The sequence below is a fragment of the Isachenkonia alkalipeptolytica genome, assembly GCF_009910325.1.
In the GTDB taxonomy this organism is placed as follows: domain Bacteria; phylum Bacillota; class Clostridia; order Peptostreptococcales; family T1SED10-28; genus Isachenkonia; species Isachenkonia alkalipeptolytica.
Genome location: NZ_SUMG01000014.1, coordinates 54610 through 70614 on the forward strand (window position 1 = coordinate 54610; position 16005 = coordinate 70614).

At 38.8% G+C, this 16005-nt stretch carries 17 protein-coding genes, 10 tRNA genes and 1 rRNA gene; 4 read left to right on the forward strand and 24 right to left on the reverse strand.

The window, feature by feature from the left end; all coding sequences use genetic code 11:
* Positions 1-12: 12 nt before the first annotated feature.
* From ISALK_RS10750 to ISALK_RS10785, 8 genes are all read right to left on the reverse strand, one after another.
* Positions 13-729 carry a PHP domain-containing protein gene (locus ISALK_RS10750; RefSeq protein WP_160722145.1) on the reverse strand — a complete coding sequence of 239 codons (717 nt, stop codon included), beginning with the start codon at positions 727-729 and terminating at the stop codon, positions 13-15.
* Entirely contained in the window at positions 722-1063 is a 342-nt protein-coding gene (locus ISALK_RS10755; RefSeq protein ID WP_160722147.1) for a DRTGG domain-containing protein, read from the reverse strand. Before ISALK_RS10755 ends, ISALK_RS10750 begins: the two co-directional genes overlap by 8 nt.
* A gap of 58 nt (positions 1064-1121) precedes the next feature.
* A complete protein-coding gene (locus tag ISALK_RS10760) occupies positions 1122-1562 on the reverse strand; it encodes an ATP-binding protein (protein WP_236660356.1) in 441 nt (146 codons plus the stop codon).
* A 7-nt stretch (positions 1563-1569) separates the two neighbouring features.
* Entirely contained in the window at positions 1570-1926 is a 357-nt protein-coding gene (locus tag ISALK_RS10765) for a DRTGG domain-containing protein (RefSeq protein WP_160722149.1), read from the reverse strand.
* A gap of 188 nt (positions 1927-2114) precedes the next feature.
* Positions 2115-2894, reverse strand: a complete 780-nt coding sequence (gene nadE / locus ISALK_RS10770) for an NAD(+) synthase (protein ID WP_160722151.1) — start codon at positions 2892-2894, stop codon at positions 2115-2117.
* Positions 2895-2929: 35 nt separating this feature from the next.
* Positions 2930-3331 carry a CoA-binding protein gene (locus ISALK_RS10775; protein WP_160722153.1) on the reverse strand — a complete coding sequence of 134 codons (402 nt, stop codon included), beginning with the start codon at positions 3329-3331 and terminating at the stop codon, positions 2930-2932.
* A 2-nt stretch (positions 3332-3333) separates the two neighbouring features.
* Complete coding sequence (locus tag ISALK_RS10780) at positions 3334-3975, reverse strand: YigZ family protein (protein WP_160722155.1); 642 nt, start codon at positions 3973-3975, stop codon at positions 3334-3336.
* Positions 3976-4103: 128 nt separating this feature from the next.
* Entirely contained in the window at positions 4104-4535 is a 432-nt protein-coding gene (locus ISALK_RS10785) for an NUDIX domain-containing protein (protein WP_160722157.1), read from the reverse strand.
* A 213-nt stretch (positions 4536-4748) separates the two neighbouring features.
* Here ISALK_RS10785 and ISALK_RS10790 point away from each other — a divergent pair, with 213 nt between their 5' ends.
* Together ISALK_RS10790 and ISALK_RS10795 are read left to right on the forward strand one after the other, a co-directional pair.
* Positions 4749-7571: a transglycosylase domain-containing protein gene (locus tag ISALK_RS10790; RefSeq protein ID WP_160722159.1), complete on the forward strand. Its 2823-nt coding sequence runs from the start codon at positions 4749-4751 to the stop codon at positions 7569-7571.
* 24 nt (positions 7572-7595) lie between these two features.
* On the forward strand, positions 7596-8093 hold the full coding sequence (locus tag ISALK_RS10795) for a MogA/MoaB family molybdenum cofactor biosynthesis protein (RefSeq protein WP_160722161.1): 498 nt from the start codon (positions 7596-7598) through the stop codon (positions 8091-8093).
* Between the two features lie 131 nt (positions 8094-8224).
* On the opposite strand, the gene moaC is transcribed toward ISALK_RS10795, so the two are convergent.
* From moaC to ISALK_RS10815, 4 genes are read right to left on the reverse strand one after another with little or no spacing between them, the layout of a single operon-like run.
* A complete protein-coding gene (gene moaC, locus ISALK_RS10800; protein WP_160722163.1) occupies positions 8225-8704 on the reverse strand; it encodes a cyclic pyranopterin monophosphate synthase MoaC in 480 nt (159 codons plus the stop codon).
* 14 nt (positions 8705-8718) lie between these two features.
* Positions 8719-9900: a tRNA uracil 4-sulfurtransferase ThiI gene (gene thiI / locus ISALK_RS10805; protein ID WP_160722165.1), complete on the reverse strand. Its 1182-nt coding sequence runs from the start codon at positions 9898-9900 to the stop codon at positions 8719-8721.
* Positions 9901-9904: 4 nt separating this feature from the next.
* Positions 9905-11062, reverse strand: coding sequence for a cysteine desulfurase family protein (locus tag ISALK_RS10810; protein WP_160722167.1), 1158 nt, complete (start codon positions 11060-11062; stop codon positions 9905-9907).
* 14 nt (positions 11063-11076) lie between these two features.
* A complete protein-coding gene (locus ISALK_RS10815) occupies positions 11077-11688 on the reverse strand; it encodes a lactate utilization protein (RefSeq protein ID WP_160722169.1) in 612 nt (203 codons plus the stop codon).
* A gap of 352 nt (positions 11689-12040) precedes the next feature.
* Here ISALK_RS10815 and ISALK_RS10820 point away from each other — a divergent pair, with 352 nt between their 5' ends.
* A complete protein-coding gene (locus ISALK_RS10820) occupies positions 12041-13051 on the forward strand; it encodes an asparaginase (RefSeq protein ID WP_160722171.1) in 1011 nt (336 codons plus the stop codon).
* Between the two features lie 32 nt (positions 13052-13083).
* Entirely contained in the window at positions 13084-14151 is a 1068-nt protein-coding gene (locus tag ISALK_RS10825) for a ribonuclease H-like domain-containing protein (RefSeq protein ID WP_160722173.1), read from the forward strand.
* A gap of 58 nt (positions 14152-14209) precedes the next feature.
* On the opposite strand, the gene ISALK_RS10830 is transcribed toward ISALK_RS10825, so the two are convergent.
* From ISALK_RS10830 to rrf, 12 genes are all read right to left on the reverse strand, one after another.
* On the reverse strand, positions 14210-14740 hold the full coding sequence (locus ISALK_RS10830) for a Holliday junction resolvase RecU (RefSeq protein ID WP_160722175.1): 531 nt from the start codon (positions 14738-14740) through the stop codon (positions 14210-14212).
* A gap of 89 nt (positions 14741-14829) precedes the next feature.
* Positions 14830-14906 (reverse strand) — tRNA-Arg (locus tag ISALK_RS10835).
* Between the two features lie 27 nt (positions 14907-14933).
* Positions 14934-15008, reverse strand: a tRNA-Cys gene (locus ISALK_RS10840).
* Positions 15009-15017: 9 nt separating this feature from the next.
* Positions 15018-15093, reverse strand: a tRNA-Lys gene (locus ISALK_RS10845).
* 9 nt (positions 15094-15102) lie between these two features.
* A tRNA-Gly gene (locus ISALK_RS10850) sits at positions 15103-15177 on the reverse strand.
* A 73-nt stretch (positions 15178-15250) separates the two neighbouring features.
* A tRNA-Leu gene (locus ISALK_RS10855) sits at positions 15251-15333 on the reverse strand.
* 76 nt (positions 15334-15409) lie between these two features.
* A tRNA-Tyr gene (locus ISALK_RS10860) sits at positions 15410-15495 on the reverse strand.
* Between the two features lie 7 nt (positions 15496-15502).
* Positions 15503-15578, reverse strand: a tRNA-Thr gene (locus ISALK_RS10865).
* Between the two features lie 6 nt (positions 15579-15584).
* Positions 15585-15661, reverse strand: a tRNA-Met gene (locus ISALK_RS10870).
* 40 nt (positions 15662-15701) lie between these two features.
* Positions 15702-15791 (reverse strand) — tRNA-Leu (locus ISALK_RS10875).
* 7 nt (positions 15792-15798) lie between these two features.
* Positions 15799-15873: transfer RNA gene (locus ISALK_RS10880), tRNA-Asn, on the reverse strand.
* A gap of 5 nt (positions 15874-15878) precedes the next feature.
* Positions 15879-15995 (reverse strand): 5S ribosomal RNA (gene rrf, locus ISALK_RS10885).
* Positions 15996-16005 lie beyond the last annotated feature (10 nt).

Here is a 16005-nt window from a genome sequence, read left to right on the forward strand (position 1 = left end):
ATCACCACTCCCTTAACTTTTTTTTTGCAATGCCTGCATTATTGATTCTTTTTTTCTTAAATGAAATTCATTTGCTTCTTTCTTTTCTAAAATATCAGTTAACTGATGGGCATCTGAATTTTGTAAAATCTCATAGTTTTTTACAAAGGGAAATTCCTGGTAGAGCTCCTTTTTCTTAATACCTCTACTCACCTCTAAGAATCTTCCGTCAAACTCCGGAGGAATAAACCCTAAGTTACTTAGAACACTGAAACTTTTTCGATCAACATGAGCCGGAATTAAAATCCCATCAATCTCTTTTGCCAAATTCATCGTGTCTTTCAATGACAGTTGTGTGGCATTTGTCAGCAACCGCTCTTCTTCTCCGATAACCTTATCCTGTTTATCGAATAATACCTGGCTGCCGAAAATTTCTTTGTGATTTTTCACATCTGGAAGTTTTTCTTTCAATACTTTTTCAATATGGCTAAGAGGATCCAGGTTTTCAAAAAAAATAAGCACATGAATTTCTTCACGAGTAGTTATTTCCACACCGGGAAGAAATTCAATGTCTTTAGTTTTTGCTAAGTGATAAAAAGATGCCAGGTTTCCAACGGAATTATGATCGGTAATTGCTATCCCATCCAGTTCCTTAATTATAGCCATATTTAAAATATTATTCGGAGTCATTTCCTCCGTCGCACAGGGGGATAAACCGCTGTGAATATGAAAATCCCAAAATTTATTCATTTTCCTTCATCAACTTGTTCACTTTAACAGCAAGTTCATATGCGGTTAAATTAGTTTCAATAACAGCTAAATTTTCCTCATTCGCTTTTTTCTTTGCATCTTCATCCAAAGATGCACCTTCCGCCAGTAAAATACAGGCTGCATCATTCAATACTCCAACTGCAATTACATTTACGTGACTTTGAATCGTTATCCATGCTTCATTTTCTTGCAGATGAGCCATCACCCAGCTTAGTAAATCCCCTATATAAACCCCTTGCAATTCTTTTTCAATCCCTTCTTCACCTGCAATAATACGAAAATTTTCTTCTTTTAATAAGTCTTTTACCTTCACAAGACCCCTCCTTTTATTTCTTTTTTCCAAGTATTTCAATTGCCCAGCGACCAAAGTGCTAAGGGTTAACATATATTAAAGACTCGATTTTTGTATACTTGTTAATTTCTGATGATATTTCAAAATTATCGGAGTTTTTTTTTATATTCGGCAAACCCATGCCTGCACCAAACCCTAATTCCCGAACTTTTTGTGTTGCCGTGGAAAAGCCCACCTCCATAGCTTTTTCCGTGTCTTCAATACCCGGGCCCTGGTCAATGGCTTGGATTTTTATTTTTTCGGTATCGATATCAACCATAATCTTTCCCCCTATGGAATGAATAACAATGTTCATTTCTGCCTCATAGGTTACTATGGCGACCTTTCGAATAATTTTAGAGTCGATCCCCAATTTTTTTAACGTTTTCTTTATGGAGCTGGATGCTTCCCCGGCTTTGGAAAAATCCTCCTTGGCCACAACAAACTCTAAGTTTATAGCACTCATCAACTTCACCTTCATTTCCTTCTTATTTATGCATAATATTTGCGCCCCGAAGCCCTTTGCTATGCAAAATTCCGCAGCTGGTATAGAGTATGTGTTTCGTGGTTAAGATCACCATGTTGTTTTCTCTAGCTAATTTTAGAATTTCATCGTTCGGTTTTTTCCCTCGTACAAAAACAATAGCTTCAATATCCATCATTTCCGCAGTTCTAATGGTTTGCATGTTAATCAGCCCGGTTAGTAGTAATGATTTATCTTCTACAAAGGCTAGCACATCACTCATCAAATCACAGGCAAAGGCACTGGTTATTTCCGTTTTTAAATTATCCTCCCCTGCTAATATCTCTGCACCAAGCAATTCCTTTACTTCTGATAATTTCATTCTCCAATCACTCCTTATTCCTAATTTGCATACTCTTCCTTGCAATGTCTCTGTTATTCACTTCATTATAACATTTCTCCCGATGGCATAGTTAAATTTTTAACTATTTTTAATAATTTAACTATATTTCTTCCTATTCATTTTTCTTGGACATTGCTTTTGTACACCCTTATAAATTTATGTGCAAATTATATTAACTCAAAAACCGGGGGAGTTTTTCGTTTGTGCTCCGTACTGTTATGAAGTTTTTTTATTAATTCTTCATCCTTATCCGGAATCTTTTTGCCTTGTAAGTAGCGATCAATTTTTTCATAGGTAATTCCCATTTCAGTTTCATCGGATTGGCCTTCCCAAAGACCTGCCGAAGGATCCTTATGCATGATTTCCTCCGGAACTTCAAGATACTCTCCCCATTGATATACTTCTTTTTTTAATAAGGAGGCCAAGGGTAAAATATCCACCCCTCCATCACCATATTTTGTAAAGTATCCAGTGTACAGTTCCGCTTTGTTATCCGTTCCAACAACTAGATAATTCATTTCATTGGCTAATGTATAAAGGGTTGCCATCCTCAATCTCGCTCGAAGATTCCCATCACTTAGTTTGGGATTTTTATGTCCCACGGCTCGGATTGCATTTAGTCCTTCCCGTGTTTTAGCTAGAATGCTGTTTTTTTCCATCGAAAGATCAATCGCCATGTTTTTAATATTACATGCCTCCGCTGCTTTTAATGCATGCTTGGCATCCTGCTGATTACTATCAATAGGCAAAATCACCCCTAAAGAATCATCAGGAAAGGCTCTGACAAGTAAATTCGCTACCACAGCCGAGTCTATCCCACCGGAAAGACCTACCAAAACACCTTTGCAATTCGCTATTCTAACCTGATCCTGAATCCATCCGATACATGCTTCAACCTGTTTCGGGGTTTCTTTTGCAAAATGGTTCGTTTCTTGTTTTTCTTTCATATCCTTCCTCCATTTTCTATTTCAATTAAGTATTATTAACGTTTGCCTAACTCCACCAATACACAACTGTCATGCACCATATTAAAGCCCTTTTCTTTTCCTAACTCTAAAACTTTGTCATCATAGGATCCCGGCTGAAACCAAAGATATTGCACTTCAGAGGGTTCTAAGCTTTCGATCATTTTATAAGTGATTTTGGGATTAACGACAAAGTTAATACATTCTACCTTATCAATAATCTGGTCCAGCTCATGGTAAATTTTCTCACCCTTTACTTCATCATATCTTGGGTTCACTCCGTATACAATATACTTATGATCTTTCAATGTATCGAATACTTTAAATCCGAATTTTTCTTCATTTGGACTAACCCCTACCACTGCCCAATTCATTTTTTCCAACATTTCTTCCTTTACTGTTCCATTAATTTTTGCCATTGTTATTCCTCCTTTATATATTCCTGAGAATCTCTTACCATATTTCCTTGTCCAGCTGTTAGGTCCATGAAAGCTTTCTTAGCTTTTGCTACATCCTCCGGGGCAATATACACCTGGCAATGAACTTTTTCATCATAATCTACGGATTTCAGTTTAAAGAATTTTTGATTTCTAATTTCATTTTCCACTTTTCCCCAATGATGATATTCAAATTCCAAATTCATTAGCTCATAAAGCTGCATTGTTACTACACCACTAAGCCCCAGTACTTCTTTGGCGGATTTTGCATATGCTCTTATTAAGCCTCCGGCACCAAGCTTAATTCCACCAAAATATCGGGTGACTATGATTAGTGAATCCACTAACTCTTCCTTTTTCATTATTTCAAGAATTGGTTTTCCAGCGGTACCTGAGGGCTCCCCGTCATCACTGAATCTTTGAATTTCATAGTTTTTACCCACAATGTAAGCGTATACGTGATGGTTTGCATCGGGATAGGACTTCTTCGTTTTCGCAATTAGACTCTGAGCTTCTTCTTCACTAGTGATTGGTGCGCCGAATCCAATAAAACTGGATTTTTGAATTATAATCTCACAGGAATCTTCTTTTTCAATTTTCTTATATTTCTTATAGATTATGATCACACCTTTGGTTTTCGTCTTTCAATTATTATAGCACTGTGGTAAAAATATTAAAAGAAGTAGCTTTCGCTACTTCTTTTAATTGTACCCTTTGTATTATAATTTACTCAAATTCTTAATCCAGTTCCAGCTTATGCATTAACCATACTTTTCATCAGGTCTTTATATTTTTTATAGGAGAGGTTTACCAAAGACTTATCTTGGCTATAGGTAATCATTTCCATGGCTTCATCAATTTTAAAGAAACCTCCATTTTTAAAGCCTAAGTCGTAGTTCACTGTGAAATCTTTGTTTTTAGCCTTCATAATATACCATGTGATTTGATTACAAACCGGTTTTTTCCGCGTAACAGAATAAAATTCGTAACTGGATTCTCCGGCGCTTGACAAAATTTCAGCATCGATACCCGCTTCCTGTTTTACTCTTTCCAGCGAAGTATCTATTGGAGAATCTTCATTACGAATTTTTCCTTTCGGCAGTACCCATTCGTCTTTTTCATTTTGTAACAGAAATACTTGATTTGCATAAAACACAATTCCTCCAGAACAATTTCGTACAATCATAATCGCAACCCTCCTTTAGTTTTATACCTTAATAATACATGAAAACCCGATGATTTTCAATCCATTTTCTGAATTTTGTAAATATAGTGCTATAGACTTGAAAATAGTTCGGTTTTGGTCCACTGTTTATCGAATAGATTTTATAAATTAGATATGGTATAATACAGATGATTTAGATGTAATCTTATTTTATAACCCTATGGAGGTATTACAATGTCCTATGAAAAAGATGCACAAAATAAAAACAATCGAAAGAAAAAAAATACATCTTTAAAACAAAAAAAGTTTTTCCAGGCTTTAACCTTTACCACAGCTGTTATTCTGGTCCTTGGCATTATCATTGCCGGGTTTACGCTGAATTTTGTTTATAGCACCATCAGTGACAGTCCGGATATTGACCCCCGCAATATGTACGATTTACTGGGAAACAACTCCTTTATCCTTGATAACGAAGGAAATATATTAGAGGAAATTGAGCAGGATGAACATCGAGTGATTGTGGATTATGCTGAAATTCCGGAAATTGTACGCGATGGTTTTGTGGCCATCGAAGATGAACGTTTCTGGTCTCATAATGGTCTGGACTTCAAAAGAATTGTTGGAGCCGCATGGTCAAATATTTCTTCCGGCACTCAACAGGGCGGCAGCACCATTACACAACAACTTGCAAAGAACCTTTATCTTACCCATGACCAGACCTATACACGAAAGATACAAGACGCTTATTACGCTACCCAAATTGAAAATCAATTGTCAAAGGATCAAATCCTTGAAGCTTATTTAAACACAATAAACCTTGGAGGCCAAAATCATGGCGTCGAAGCAGCATCCCAGGCATATTTTTCTAAACCTGTAAGTGAGTTGGATTTAGTAGAAGGGGCCTTGCTTGCGGGGATACCCCGTAACCCTTCCCGCTACTCTCCAATCCGTTACGTTCATGAAGACGATGTGAGCGAACAGGATATCGTCTTGGACGATACCTCCGACTATGTCATTATTTTTGATGAACGATCTATTCCCAGATATCAACTGGTCTTACGGATGATGCATAAAAACGACTACATCACGGAGGAGGAATACGAAAGTGCTTTAGCCGAAGGGGAAAACCTCCATGAACGTATCAATCCCAGCCGATATGCGGACAGTGGAATTTCTTCCCACTTTGCTGATCTAGTAAAAGATGATGTAATAGAAGCCTTGGTCGAAAAGGGCCACACAGAAGATGAGGCTAATCAACTACTGTATTCCGGTGGTTTGAGAATTCATAGTACTTTGGAACGAGGCATGCAGGAAATCACCGAAGAGGAGTTTAACAACCCTGATAATTTCCCCGATAGTTTAAGAGACGAACAAGGAAACCTATTACGGGATGAAGACGGAAATGTTCAGCCCCAGGGAGCTATGGTTATCTCCGATCCAAAAACTGGTGAAATCAAGGCTTTTATGGGCGGGCGAGAAACCACGGGGAGACGTATTTTCAATCGGGCAATTGGATCCGGTCGTCCGCCGGGATCCTCTATGAAACCTTTAGCCGCTTATCTTCCTGCCCTTAATAATCAGCATACCGTTGCCAGTGTCATTGATGATATCCCTGTATATTTAAACCCAGAGAAGCCCGAGGAAAGATATCCAAGAAATGTTAACCGAGAATATGCAGGATTAACCAATTTACGTGAGGGTGTAAAATGGTCGAGTAATGTGGTTGCCATGAGACTCATGTTAGAATTAGGTTCTAGCGATTCCGATTCCCTTAGAATAATGGGAGAAGCTTTGGATTCTGTGGGTGTTACAATAAATAATCCCGTTAACTCCACGGTACTGGGTTCTGATAATGTAAGTCCTTATGAAATGAATAGAGCTTATAATGTTATTGCTAACGAAGGTGTTTATACGGACCTTATATCTTTCACACGTATAGAGGACGCTTCCGGAAACTTGATTCTTGAGAACCAACCGGAAAAACATCGGGTCTATGATCCTGAAGTCAGTTATCTAATGACTGATATAATGAGAACTGCAGTCAATAGCGGATACGGCCGACAAGCTGCAATTCGATCGGATAATCAAGGAATTCCTGTTTCAGGAAAAACCGGAACCACCCAGGATCAAAAGGACGCTTGGTTTGTAGGTTTTACTCCTTATCTTTCCGGAGCTACTTGGATGGGCTTTGATGACAACGACAATCCGATAACCGGTAGCAGTGTTGTTTCCGCTCGTCTTTGGTCTCAGGTAATGACCCGTATCCATGAAGACTATGAAAACAAAGATTTTACAAGACCGGATAACATTATTTCTAGAGAAGTGTGTGCTATATCCGGTAAGATCCCTACAGAGCTTTGCGAAAGAGATCCCCGGGGAAGCCAGGTGACCACTGAACTGTTTATCCGAGGGACTGAACCCACAGAGGAATGCGACAGCCATGTACTTGTTAAAATCCACGAACCTACCGGTACCTTAGCAACTGATGATACCCCAGAAGAGGAAATCAAAGAAAAGGTTTATGTCTCTCGACCGGTCCCCTATTACCCTGAAGATCATGATGGTATCACGCCGAGGGACTGGCCCTATGAGCTTCCGAAAGAATATGAGGAACTGGAAGAGTATGATCCTGAAATCCACGGGACCGGTTCTGTAACCGTGAAATATGTAGAAATTGATGAGAACGGCGAAGTAATTCAGACACTTTCTCCTCAAGAGTATGTTATAGAAGATGAAAAAGCCGGAACCGAGTATTCAACAGAGCAGCTTACTTTTGATAACTATGAGTTTGTAGGTATGGATCCCGATAGTGCTCCGGCCTCCGGCACGGTATCCAAAGAAGATCAACATGTTATATATCAGTACCAGGCAGTTCTTCCCGAGGATAGCGAGGATGATGAGCCTGATGAAGATGAAAACGGCGAGACCGATAATGAGGAAAATGAAGACGATGACGAAGATGATAACGACGAAGATGAAGAGGATGGTGAGGAGGAAGACGATAGTTCTAATGAAAACAATAATGGAAATGGTAATAATAACGGCAACTCAAACTAAAACTTATATCGGAGAGTGATCATCTTGACAAAAGCAGGCGTTATTACAGTTAGCGATAAAGGATCAAAGGGTCAAAGAGTGGATAAAAGCGGCCCGGCTATAAAAAAGTTTGTGGAAGAAAAAATGGACGCCCGGGTTACCTCTATGATAATCGTACCCGATGAACAGGAGCTTATTGAAAAAACTTTACTCTATTACGCTGATGTATTAAAACTGGATTTAGTTTTTACCACGGGAGGAACAGGGTTTGCTCCCCGGGACGTTACTCCGGAAGCGACTATGAATGTAGTAGATAAACCGACACCGGGCATTTCTGAGGTTATTCGGTCAAAAAGCTTAGGAATTACACCCAAAGCGATGTTATCCCGGGGAACTTCAGGAATTCGTAAAAGCACATTGATCATCAACCTTCCGGGAAGCCCTAGAGGCGCCACAGAAAGCGTTTCTTTCATCCTGGATGCTTTGCCCCATGGTATAGATATCTTAAAAGAGGAAGCAAAAGAATGTGCTAGGAAAGACTGATTTTCGCTATTTTAAAAAGGAGATAAGCTAAGCTTATCTCCCTTTTTTCCTCATTTTTATCCTTTTAGCCCGAGTCCTCAATCAACTTTTTACTGATTCTTTCTTATTACTGTTTCAAAACAGACGTCTTCCTATTCTTTTCTGCGATACGTACCGGACTTCCCTCCAGTTTTTTCTATTAGTTTAATGTCTTCGATAACCATATCTTTGTCTATAGCTTTACACATGTCATAAATCGTAAGGGTGGCTATAGAAACTGCACTTAAGGCCTCCATCTCAACCCCGGTTTTGCCATGAGTTTCTACCTCTCCTTGAACCAAGACTGCATTGTTATCATAATCGATACTAAAGTGAATATCAACTCCGGTTAAAAACAGATTGTGACACATAGGAATCAACCGTGAGGTTTCCTTTGCTCCCATGATTCCAGCTACTTGAGCAACACTTAACACATCTCCCTTTGTGATGTTTTGTTTAACAATATTCTCTAAAGTCTCCTTCTTCATAACAATCTTTCCGACAGCTATTGCTTTACGTTCGGTTTCAGCTTTGCTCCCTACGTCAACCATCTTTGCTCTGCCTTCTTTATTAAAATGGGATAATCCATCCATATCACACGCCTCCTCTACTCCAACTCAAATGTAATAATTTCTTCCTCCATGTTTTCTAATGCTTCGTTTATTAAACCATCAATATCTAAATTTGTTTCCGAGGCTTTAATAAAATCGATACGAGGCTTTATTAAAGGGCGTTTCGGTAAAAATACGGAACAACAGTCTTCGAAAGGTTGAATCGATATTTCGTAGGTATTGATATCTTTAGATATCTTGACAATATCTTCTTTATCAAAAGCGATCAAGGGTCTAAAAATCGGGATTTCCGTTACTTCCGTTACTACACGAAGACTCTCCATGGTTTGACTGGCCACCTGTCCGATATTGTCCCCGGTTATCAATGCGTCAAAATGGTGTTGTTTAGCAATCTCCTGGGCAATCCGTGTCATAAACCTTCTTGAGATAATGGTCATCTCTTCCTCTTGGCAGTACTTACTGATGGATTTTTGGATATTTAATAGATTCACACTGAAAATTTTAAACTCTCCAATATACATGCTCAGTTCCTTTGCTAGATCCATGATTTTTTCTTGGGCCCGTTCACTTGTAAAAGGATAACTATGAAAATGAACCCCATGGACCTTCACTCCTCTTTTTGCCATAATCCACCCTGCAACAGGACTATCGATACCACCGGATAACATTAACAATGCAGAACCATTAGTCTCTAAGGGAAGCCCTCCATAGGCCGGATAATGGTCACTACTGATATAGGTTCTATTCCGAATCTCTACTTTAATAACCGCATCAGGGTTATGGACATCGACATGGACTTTATCCCCAAGTTGATCCAATAGATATTCTCCAAGGGAACTGCTTACTTCCATGGAGTTCAGCGGGAACTTTTTATTTGCCCGCTTAGTAACTACTTTAAAGCTATGAATCCGTTCCTGGTCAATACGCTCTTTTAACTCTTTCAGTGCAGTTTCTTTAATCCTGGCCAAGTCCGACTCGATACATTTTGCAGTGCTTAAAGAAACAATCCCGAACACTTTTCGTACTTTATCGATAATTTCTCCCTGATCTTCCTTTTTTGATTTGATATATACTCTACTGTACTCCTGATAAACAGTAACATTTTCAATTCCTCTGATGTTATTTTTTATATGTTTAATAAGTTTACTTTCAAAAAATCCTTTGTTTTTCCCCTTAAGATTAATTTCTCCAAAACGTACAATTATTACATTTTCCATTTCTTCACCTCTTCATTATCATTCGTAATTCATTAACGATACTTTTCAACTGCCCTAGGGCATAGTTTATTTCTTCCTCAGTGGTATATCGGCTGAAGCTGAACCGAAGGGCGCTGTCAATCGACTCTTCACTCAATCCGATTGCTTCCAATACATGACTATGGTCTTGTTCTTTAGATGTACAAGCCGAACCGGAAGAAACATAAATCCCTACGCTTTCTAAACTGTGTAACAATACTTCGCTTTTAACACCTAAGAATGAGACATTTAGAATATAAGGGCTCTCTTCTTCAATGTTTTTACTCACAATAGAAATATCGCTGATTTCTTGCTCCAGTTGTTGCATAAAAGCTTTTTTGATCCCTAAAACTTTATTGTAGACCTCTCTCTTATTGCCTAAAAGCTCTTTCAACCCATTCCCAAACCCTAGAATGCCCGGTGTATTTTCGGTTCCCGGTCTAAGGGTATACTCCTGGGTTCCTCCAAAAAACAACGGTTTTATAAGGGTTCCCTCTTTCACATATAAGAACCCGATCCCCTTCGGTCCATGAATTTTATGAGCACTGCCCGTTAACATGTCAATATTACATTTCTTTACATCTATATTAACCTTGCCAAAGGCTTGTACCCCATCCACATGAAATTTAGCTCCACAATTTCTATCTTTCAATATCTTTCCTATTTCTTCGATCGGTTGTATTACTCCAGTTTCATTGTTAATATAGGAGATACTTACAAGAACGGTGTTTTTATCCAGTATTCCCTGCAAATGGCTAAGGTCTACTCTTCCTCGATCATCCATTTTGCCGTGGCAGACTTCAAATCCTTTTCCCTCTAATTCTTTAATAGCATTCAGAACAGACTTATGTTCCGTCGGCAAAGTAATGACCTTTGGGGCCTCTCTTTTGACATGGTTTAGAGCCCCTAGAATAGCAATATTGTTGCTTTCCGTCCCACCACTGGTAAAGATGACCTCCGAGGGCTTCCCTTTGATCTCTTTAGAAAGATATTTTCGAACTTCCTTTATTTTGCGCTCTACCTCTAAGCCCTTTCGATGAAGGGAAGATGGATTTCCGTAATTGAATTCCATCGCTTCGACCAATGCTTCGACAACGCTTTTCAAGGGTTTAGTTGTAGCGGCATTATCAAGATATACTTCCATAATACGCCTCTTTTCTAATAACCTAAATTTTCACCAACAATAAACACTTCCAGATCAATTAAAGCGGGTTTGGCTTGAATGGCCACAGTAATATTGCACATCCGTTGATCACTGTTACAATCATTACACTTTCCGGTAATCCCACAGGGTGTTTTAAGCCCTAGCCTTTTTGCATTTAGGGGGCACGCAACTTCCTTGATTCGCTTAATCCCTGCTTCATAGTTTTCAACAATCTTGTTGACTCCACACACCAAAATTACCTTTTGAGGACCCAAAATCATGGCACTCACCCGATTTCCCACCCCATCAATATTAATTAATTCTCCTTCTTCTGTCAAGGCATTGGTACTGGCTAAGTATAAATCTGCATATTGGGCTTTAGGAAAAATCTTCGGTCTTTCTTCAGGTTTTACCATCCAATGCCAATACACCGGATTGATACTTTGATCAATCGCCTCATATATTTCCATTTCTTTGATCGTCATGGATCCTCCTATACCTATTTTCATTTGTGGTTTGATCATTTGTAAAATTCTTTCTTTTGCTTCTTCTTTCGAAGCAAAATACTCTGCCTTAATTTTATTATTCGACATTTTTTCGATTATCCGTGTAAATTTTTTTTCCATACTGACACTCCTCCACCTATTTAAATTCCTTTACTCTACATTATAAACCATTCTAACACGGGTTACAAATGATAAATTTTTTTAAAAAAGTGTTGCAAAATTTGTCGATTCTTGCTATACTTAGTTTATGGTTATCCCCCTGGTAACCTCAAATAATCTCTATTCCCAATACCCCTTTTAAACAAAACACATATAGGTATGTGTCCGGGCTGACGGAGGCCCGGTTCTTTTTTTTTGCTTTTTTTGAGATCCTCCTTTATCATATTCAACAACAATTCTCCTGTATGTTCTTGTAGATTCCTTTAAAGTTTCATATAATGATAGATGTTGAAAACAAATAGGAGGCGATTATATGACAAAACCTAAAGTTGGGATTATTTTTACCGGCGGAACCATTTCCATGTCTATTGACAAACGCATTGGTGCAGCTATTCCTTCCCTATCAAACGAACAAATCATGTCCTTAGTAACAAATATTGATAAATACGCTGATACGGAGTCCATCAGTTTTTCTCATTCTCCGGGACCCCACATAGGTCCGAAAATGATGTTTGAGCTACGAAATACGACTTTAGAATTGTTACAAAGGGAAGATATTACCGGGGTAGTAATTCTCCATGGTACCGATACCCTAGAGGAAACTGCTTATTTAATGGATCTCACGATCAAATCCAGTAAACCTGTAGTTATTACCGGGGCTATGCGAAACAGCTCAGAACTTGGATATGATGGTCCTAGTAATTTAGCTGCTGCTGTTTGTACAGCTATTTCTTCCGAATCAAAAAATCGTGGGGTTCTTGTGGTACTAAATAACGAAGTGAATTCTGCTAATGAGGTAACCAAAACCAACACTGTATCTTTGGACACTTTTAAATCTCTAAAGTTCGGACCCTTGGGAATCATTGACAACGATGAGGTCATTTATTACCGTGATATCTTGTATCGACAGTTTATTGATGTGCAATCCTTTGAAGAAAAAGTAGACCTAGTAAAAGCTGTTGCCGGAATGGACTCATCGATAATAAAATTCTGTGTTGACCGAGGAGCTAAAGGTATTATCTTAGAAGCCATGGGTAGAGGGAATATCCCCCCCGCAATGATGGAGGGTATTAAGTATGCTATTGAGAATAATGTCGTCATTGCATTAACATCTCGGTGTCCCATTGGCCGTGTATACGACAGTTATGGTTACGAAGGTGGAGGAAAGACTTTAAGTAACTTAGGTGTAATTTTTGGGGGAGACCTTCCCGGCCAAAAGCTACGCATTAAATTAATGCTTGCACTAAATAAGACGAGGGATATTGAAAATATTAAAAATATACTGGTGGGCAATCAGATTAAATATCGTGTTGATACCCTTTAATTGCTTTTTCAAAGACCTTAGGAGGCTATAGGATGAATATTTTTGATTATACCCTGAAACACAATCCCTTTCCGAGTAACAAACATATGCTAGAGATTCTAAAAGAAAATTTTTGTTTTTTAGATATCGAGACTACAGGTTTCAGCAGAAAAAAAGATCGGGTAATTTTAATCGGGTTATTATTCAAGGAAGGTCCAAAGTACAAACTGCGTCAATACTTTTTGGAAAATCCTTCTCAAGAAAAAGAGCTTCTAAGATGTTTTATCGATGATTTATCAAAATTTGATCTGATGATCACTTATAACGGTCTATCCTTTGATTATCCCTTTATTCAAGAGCGGACAAATCAACATCTCCTGCCTCTACAACTTAAGAACCTAAAGCATATCGATCTGTATAAACATATTCAAAAGAAAAAACAATCTTTACCTTTAGAAAACTTTCAATTAAAAACGGTAGAAAAACTCCTTGGTATCTATCGGAAAGATGGAATCTCAGGAGGGGAAAGTGTGACTCTGTATGATCAGTATATCCAAAATAAAAATTTGAAAATTCGAGACGAAATCCTTCTGCATAATTATGAGGATATCTTCTACCTACCTTTAATTACTGGAGTTTTCGCTTATTTTCCTGATAGTCCCTTCTTAGTAAATAGTTTGCATCACAGTGTGAGTTTATCCAGCATAGAAAATCCTAATCAACAGGAACTCACCTTTGTTATGAAAATGAATGATATAAAGTTAAAGGATTATAAAATTTCAATTACAGGAAAAACCAAAACCCTTGGCGAATTTCAAAAGATCAACCTATTCGAGAAGGATTTTAATTTTTCATGGTCCCCGGATAAAGAACAGTATCAGCTTGACGTATTGATGTACACTGAAATTCTTGATCCCGACACGCGGGTACATTATTTTAATTTTCAAGAAATACTTACTGCCATTGATAAGTTTTCCTCTGCTGAGGATTCAGCTCGCGGGTCGGTTGACAATAACATTATTATGTATATCAATTTTGGTCTTAACTATGAAGAAGCATTAGGAGTTATACCTACAATTATAAAAAACATATTTCGCAAGTACTTATTTTCTTCTCAATAATCAAAAATGTACCAGGGGGTCGGACCCCCTGGTACATTTTTGGGTATGAAGTATTTTATTATGTTTTAATCTCTCTTTTCCACTTCCGATAATTGTTTAAAACCGGAATATAATTCAATACTCCGTTGTATCGGTAATCCAGTTCAAAATTCTCCGGTAAAACTTTATATGATATTGATTTTTTCCCATTTCTAATATGTTCTAAAACAATATGAATTGGTATCAGAAAGTAACGATCTACTTTTTTATAATGGCATATAATAAAGGCCAGCCCTTTTTGTTTTTCATAATGAATCATAAATTGAATTTGATGGTCATGAATATTTTGCAGGGGTAGGCTTGGGTTCATCGTTTCTTTTGCATCAAAGGCAACTCCCACACCTTGTATAAGGCCAACAAAATCCACTGTAGATTTTTTTTCAAAATATCCTTCACAAACACAGCCTTTTCCGTCAATTTTTGTCACCTTAACTGAAGTAGGGATTTTTTCAACAATACCCAATCCTTGTTTCTTATATTGTATATGGGTTTCTTCAATTAAAGTTTCCAAAGCATCTCCTTTTAACCCTCCGGTTCTCCATGCCGTCATACTCATTCCTCATTTCCTCTAAAATTTGGGAATATTCATGGCTATAAAAAAATCCTAGGAATTGTAATTCCTAGGAATATTATTGAAACTGGCGTACCCAGAGGGATTTGAACCCCCGACCTTCTGATTCGTAGTCAGACACTCTATCCAGCTGAGCTATGGGTACGTGCTGTTGCAATTCTGAGTATAAAAATGGAGGCGGCACCCAGATTTGAACTGGGGAATAAAGGTTTTGCAGACCTCTGCCTTACCACTTGGCTATGCCGCCTCATTAAAATGGTGACCCATCCGCGACTCGAACGCGGGACACCCTGATTAAAAGTCAGGTGCTCTGCCAACTGAGCTAATGGGTCAAGATTATTTGGAGCGGAAGACGGGATTTGAACCCGCGACCCTCGCCTTGGCAAGGCGATGCTCTACCACTGAGCCACTTCCGCATTTGCGTATATAAATTTATGATTGTGAGTAGTTAGTGCCCTCAACAGTATAAAATCTATTTAATAAGATAAATGGTGCGGGTGAAGGGATTCGAACCCCCACGCCGGAGCGCTAGATCCTAAGTCTAGTGCGTCTGCCAGTTCCGCCACACCCGCATGTGTGTTTTTCACTAAAACATAGTTTTGAGCGAAGGATAAAAACTTATTTGTAGATTTAATTATTATAAGTAAATGGTGGAGGGAAGAGGATTCGAACCTCTGAAGTCACTGACAACAGATTTACAGTCTGCCCCCTTTGGCCAACTCGGGAATCCCTCCGTATTTATGGAGCTGGCGATGGGACTTGAACCCGCAACCTACTGATTACAAGTCAGTTGCTCTTCCAATTGAGCTACGCCAGCGTGTTATGGTAGCGGCAACAAGATTTGAACTTGTGACCTTTCGGGTATGAACCGAACGCTCTAGCCAACTGAGCTATGCCGCCTTAGATATCGCGTATAAGCCACAAACTCTAATATAGAAAATGGTGCCGAAGACCGGAATCGAACCGGTACGGACTTATAAAGTCCGCAGGATTTTAAGTCCTGTGCGTCTGCCAGTTCCGCCACTTCGGCAACTTTCTGGCTCCAGGGAGAGGACTCGAACCTCCAACCTGTCGGTTAACAGCCGAATGCTCTACCGTTGAGCTACCCTGGAACATCAAGCCGCGACGACCTACTCTCCCAGGCAGTCACCCACCAAGTACCATCAGCGCTGAAGAGCTTAACTTCCGTGTTCGGGATGGGAACGGGTGTGACCTCTTCGCTTTCGTCACGACATTTCTAGTGC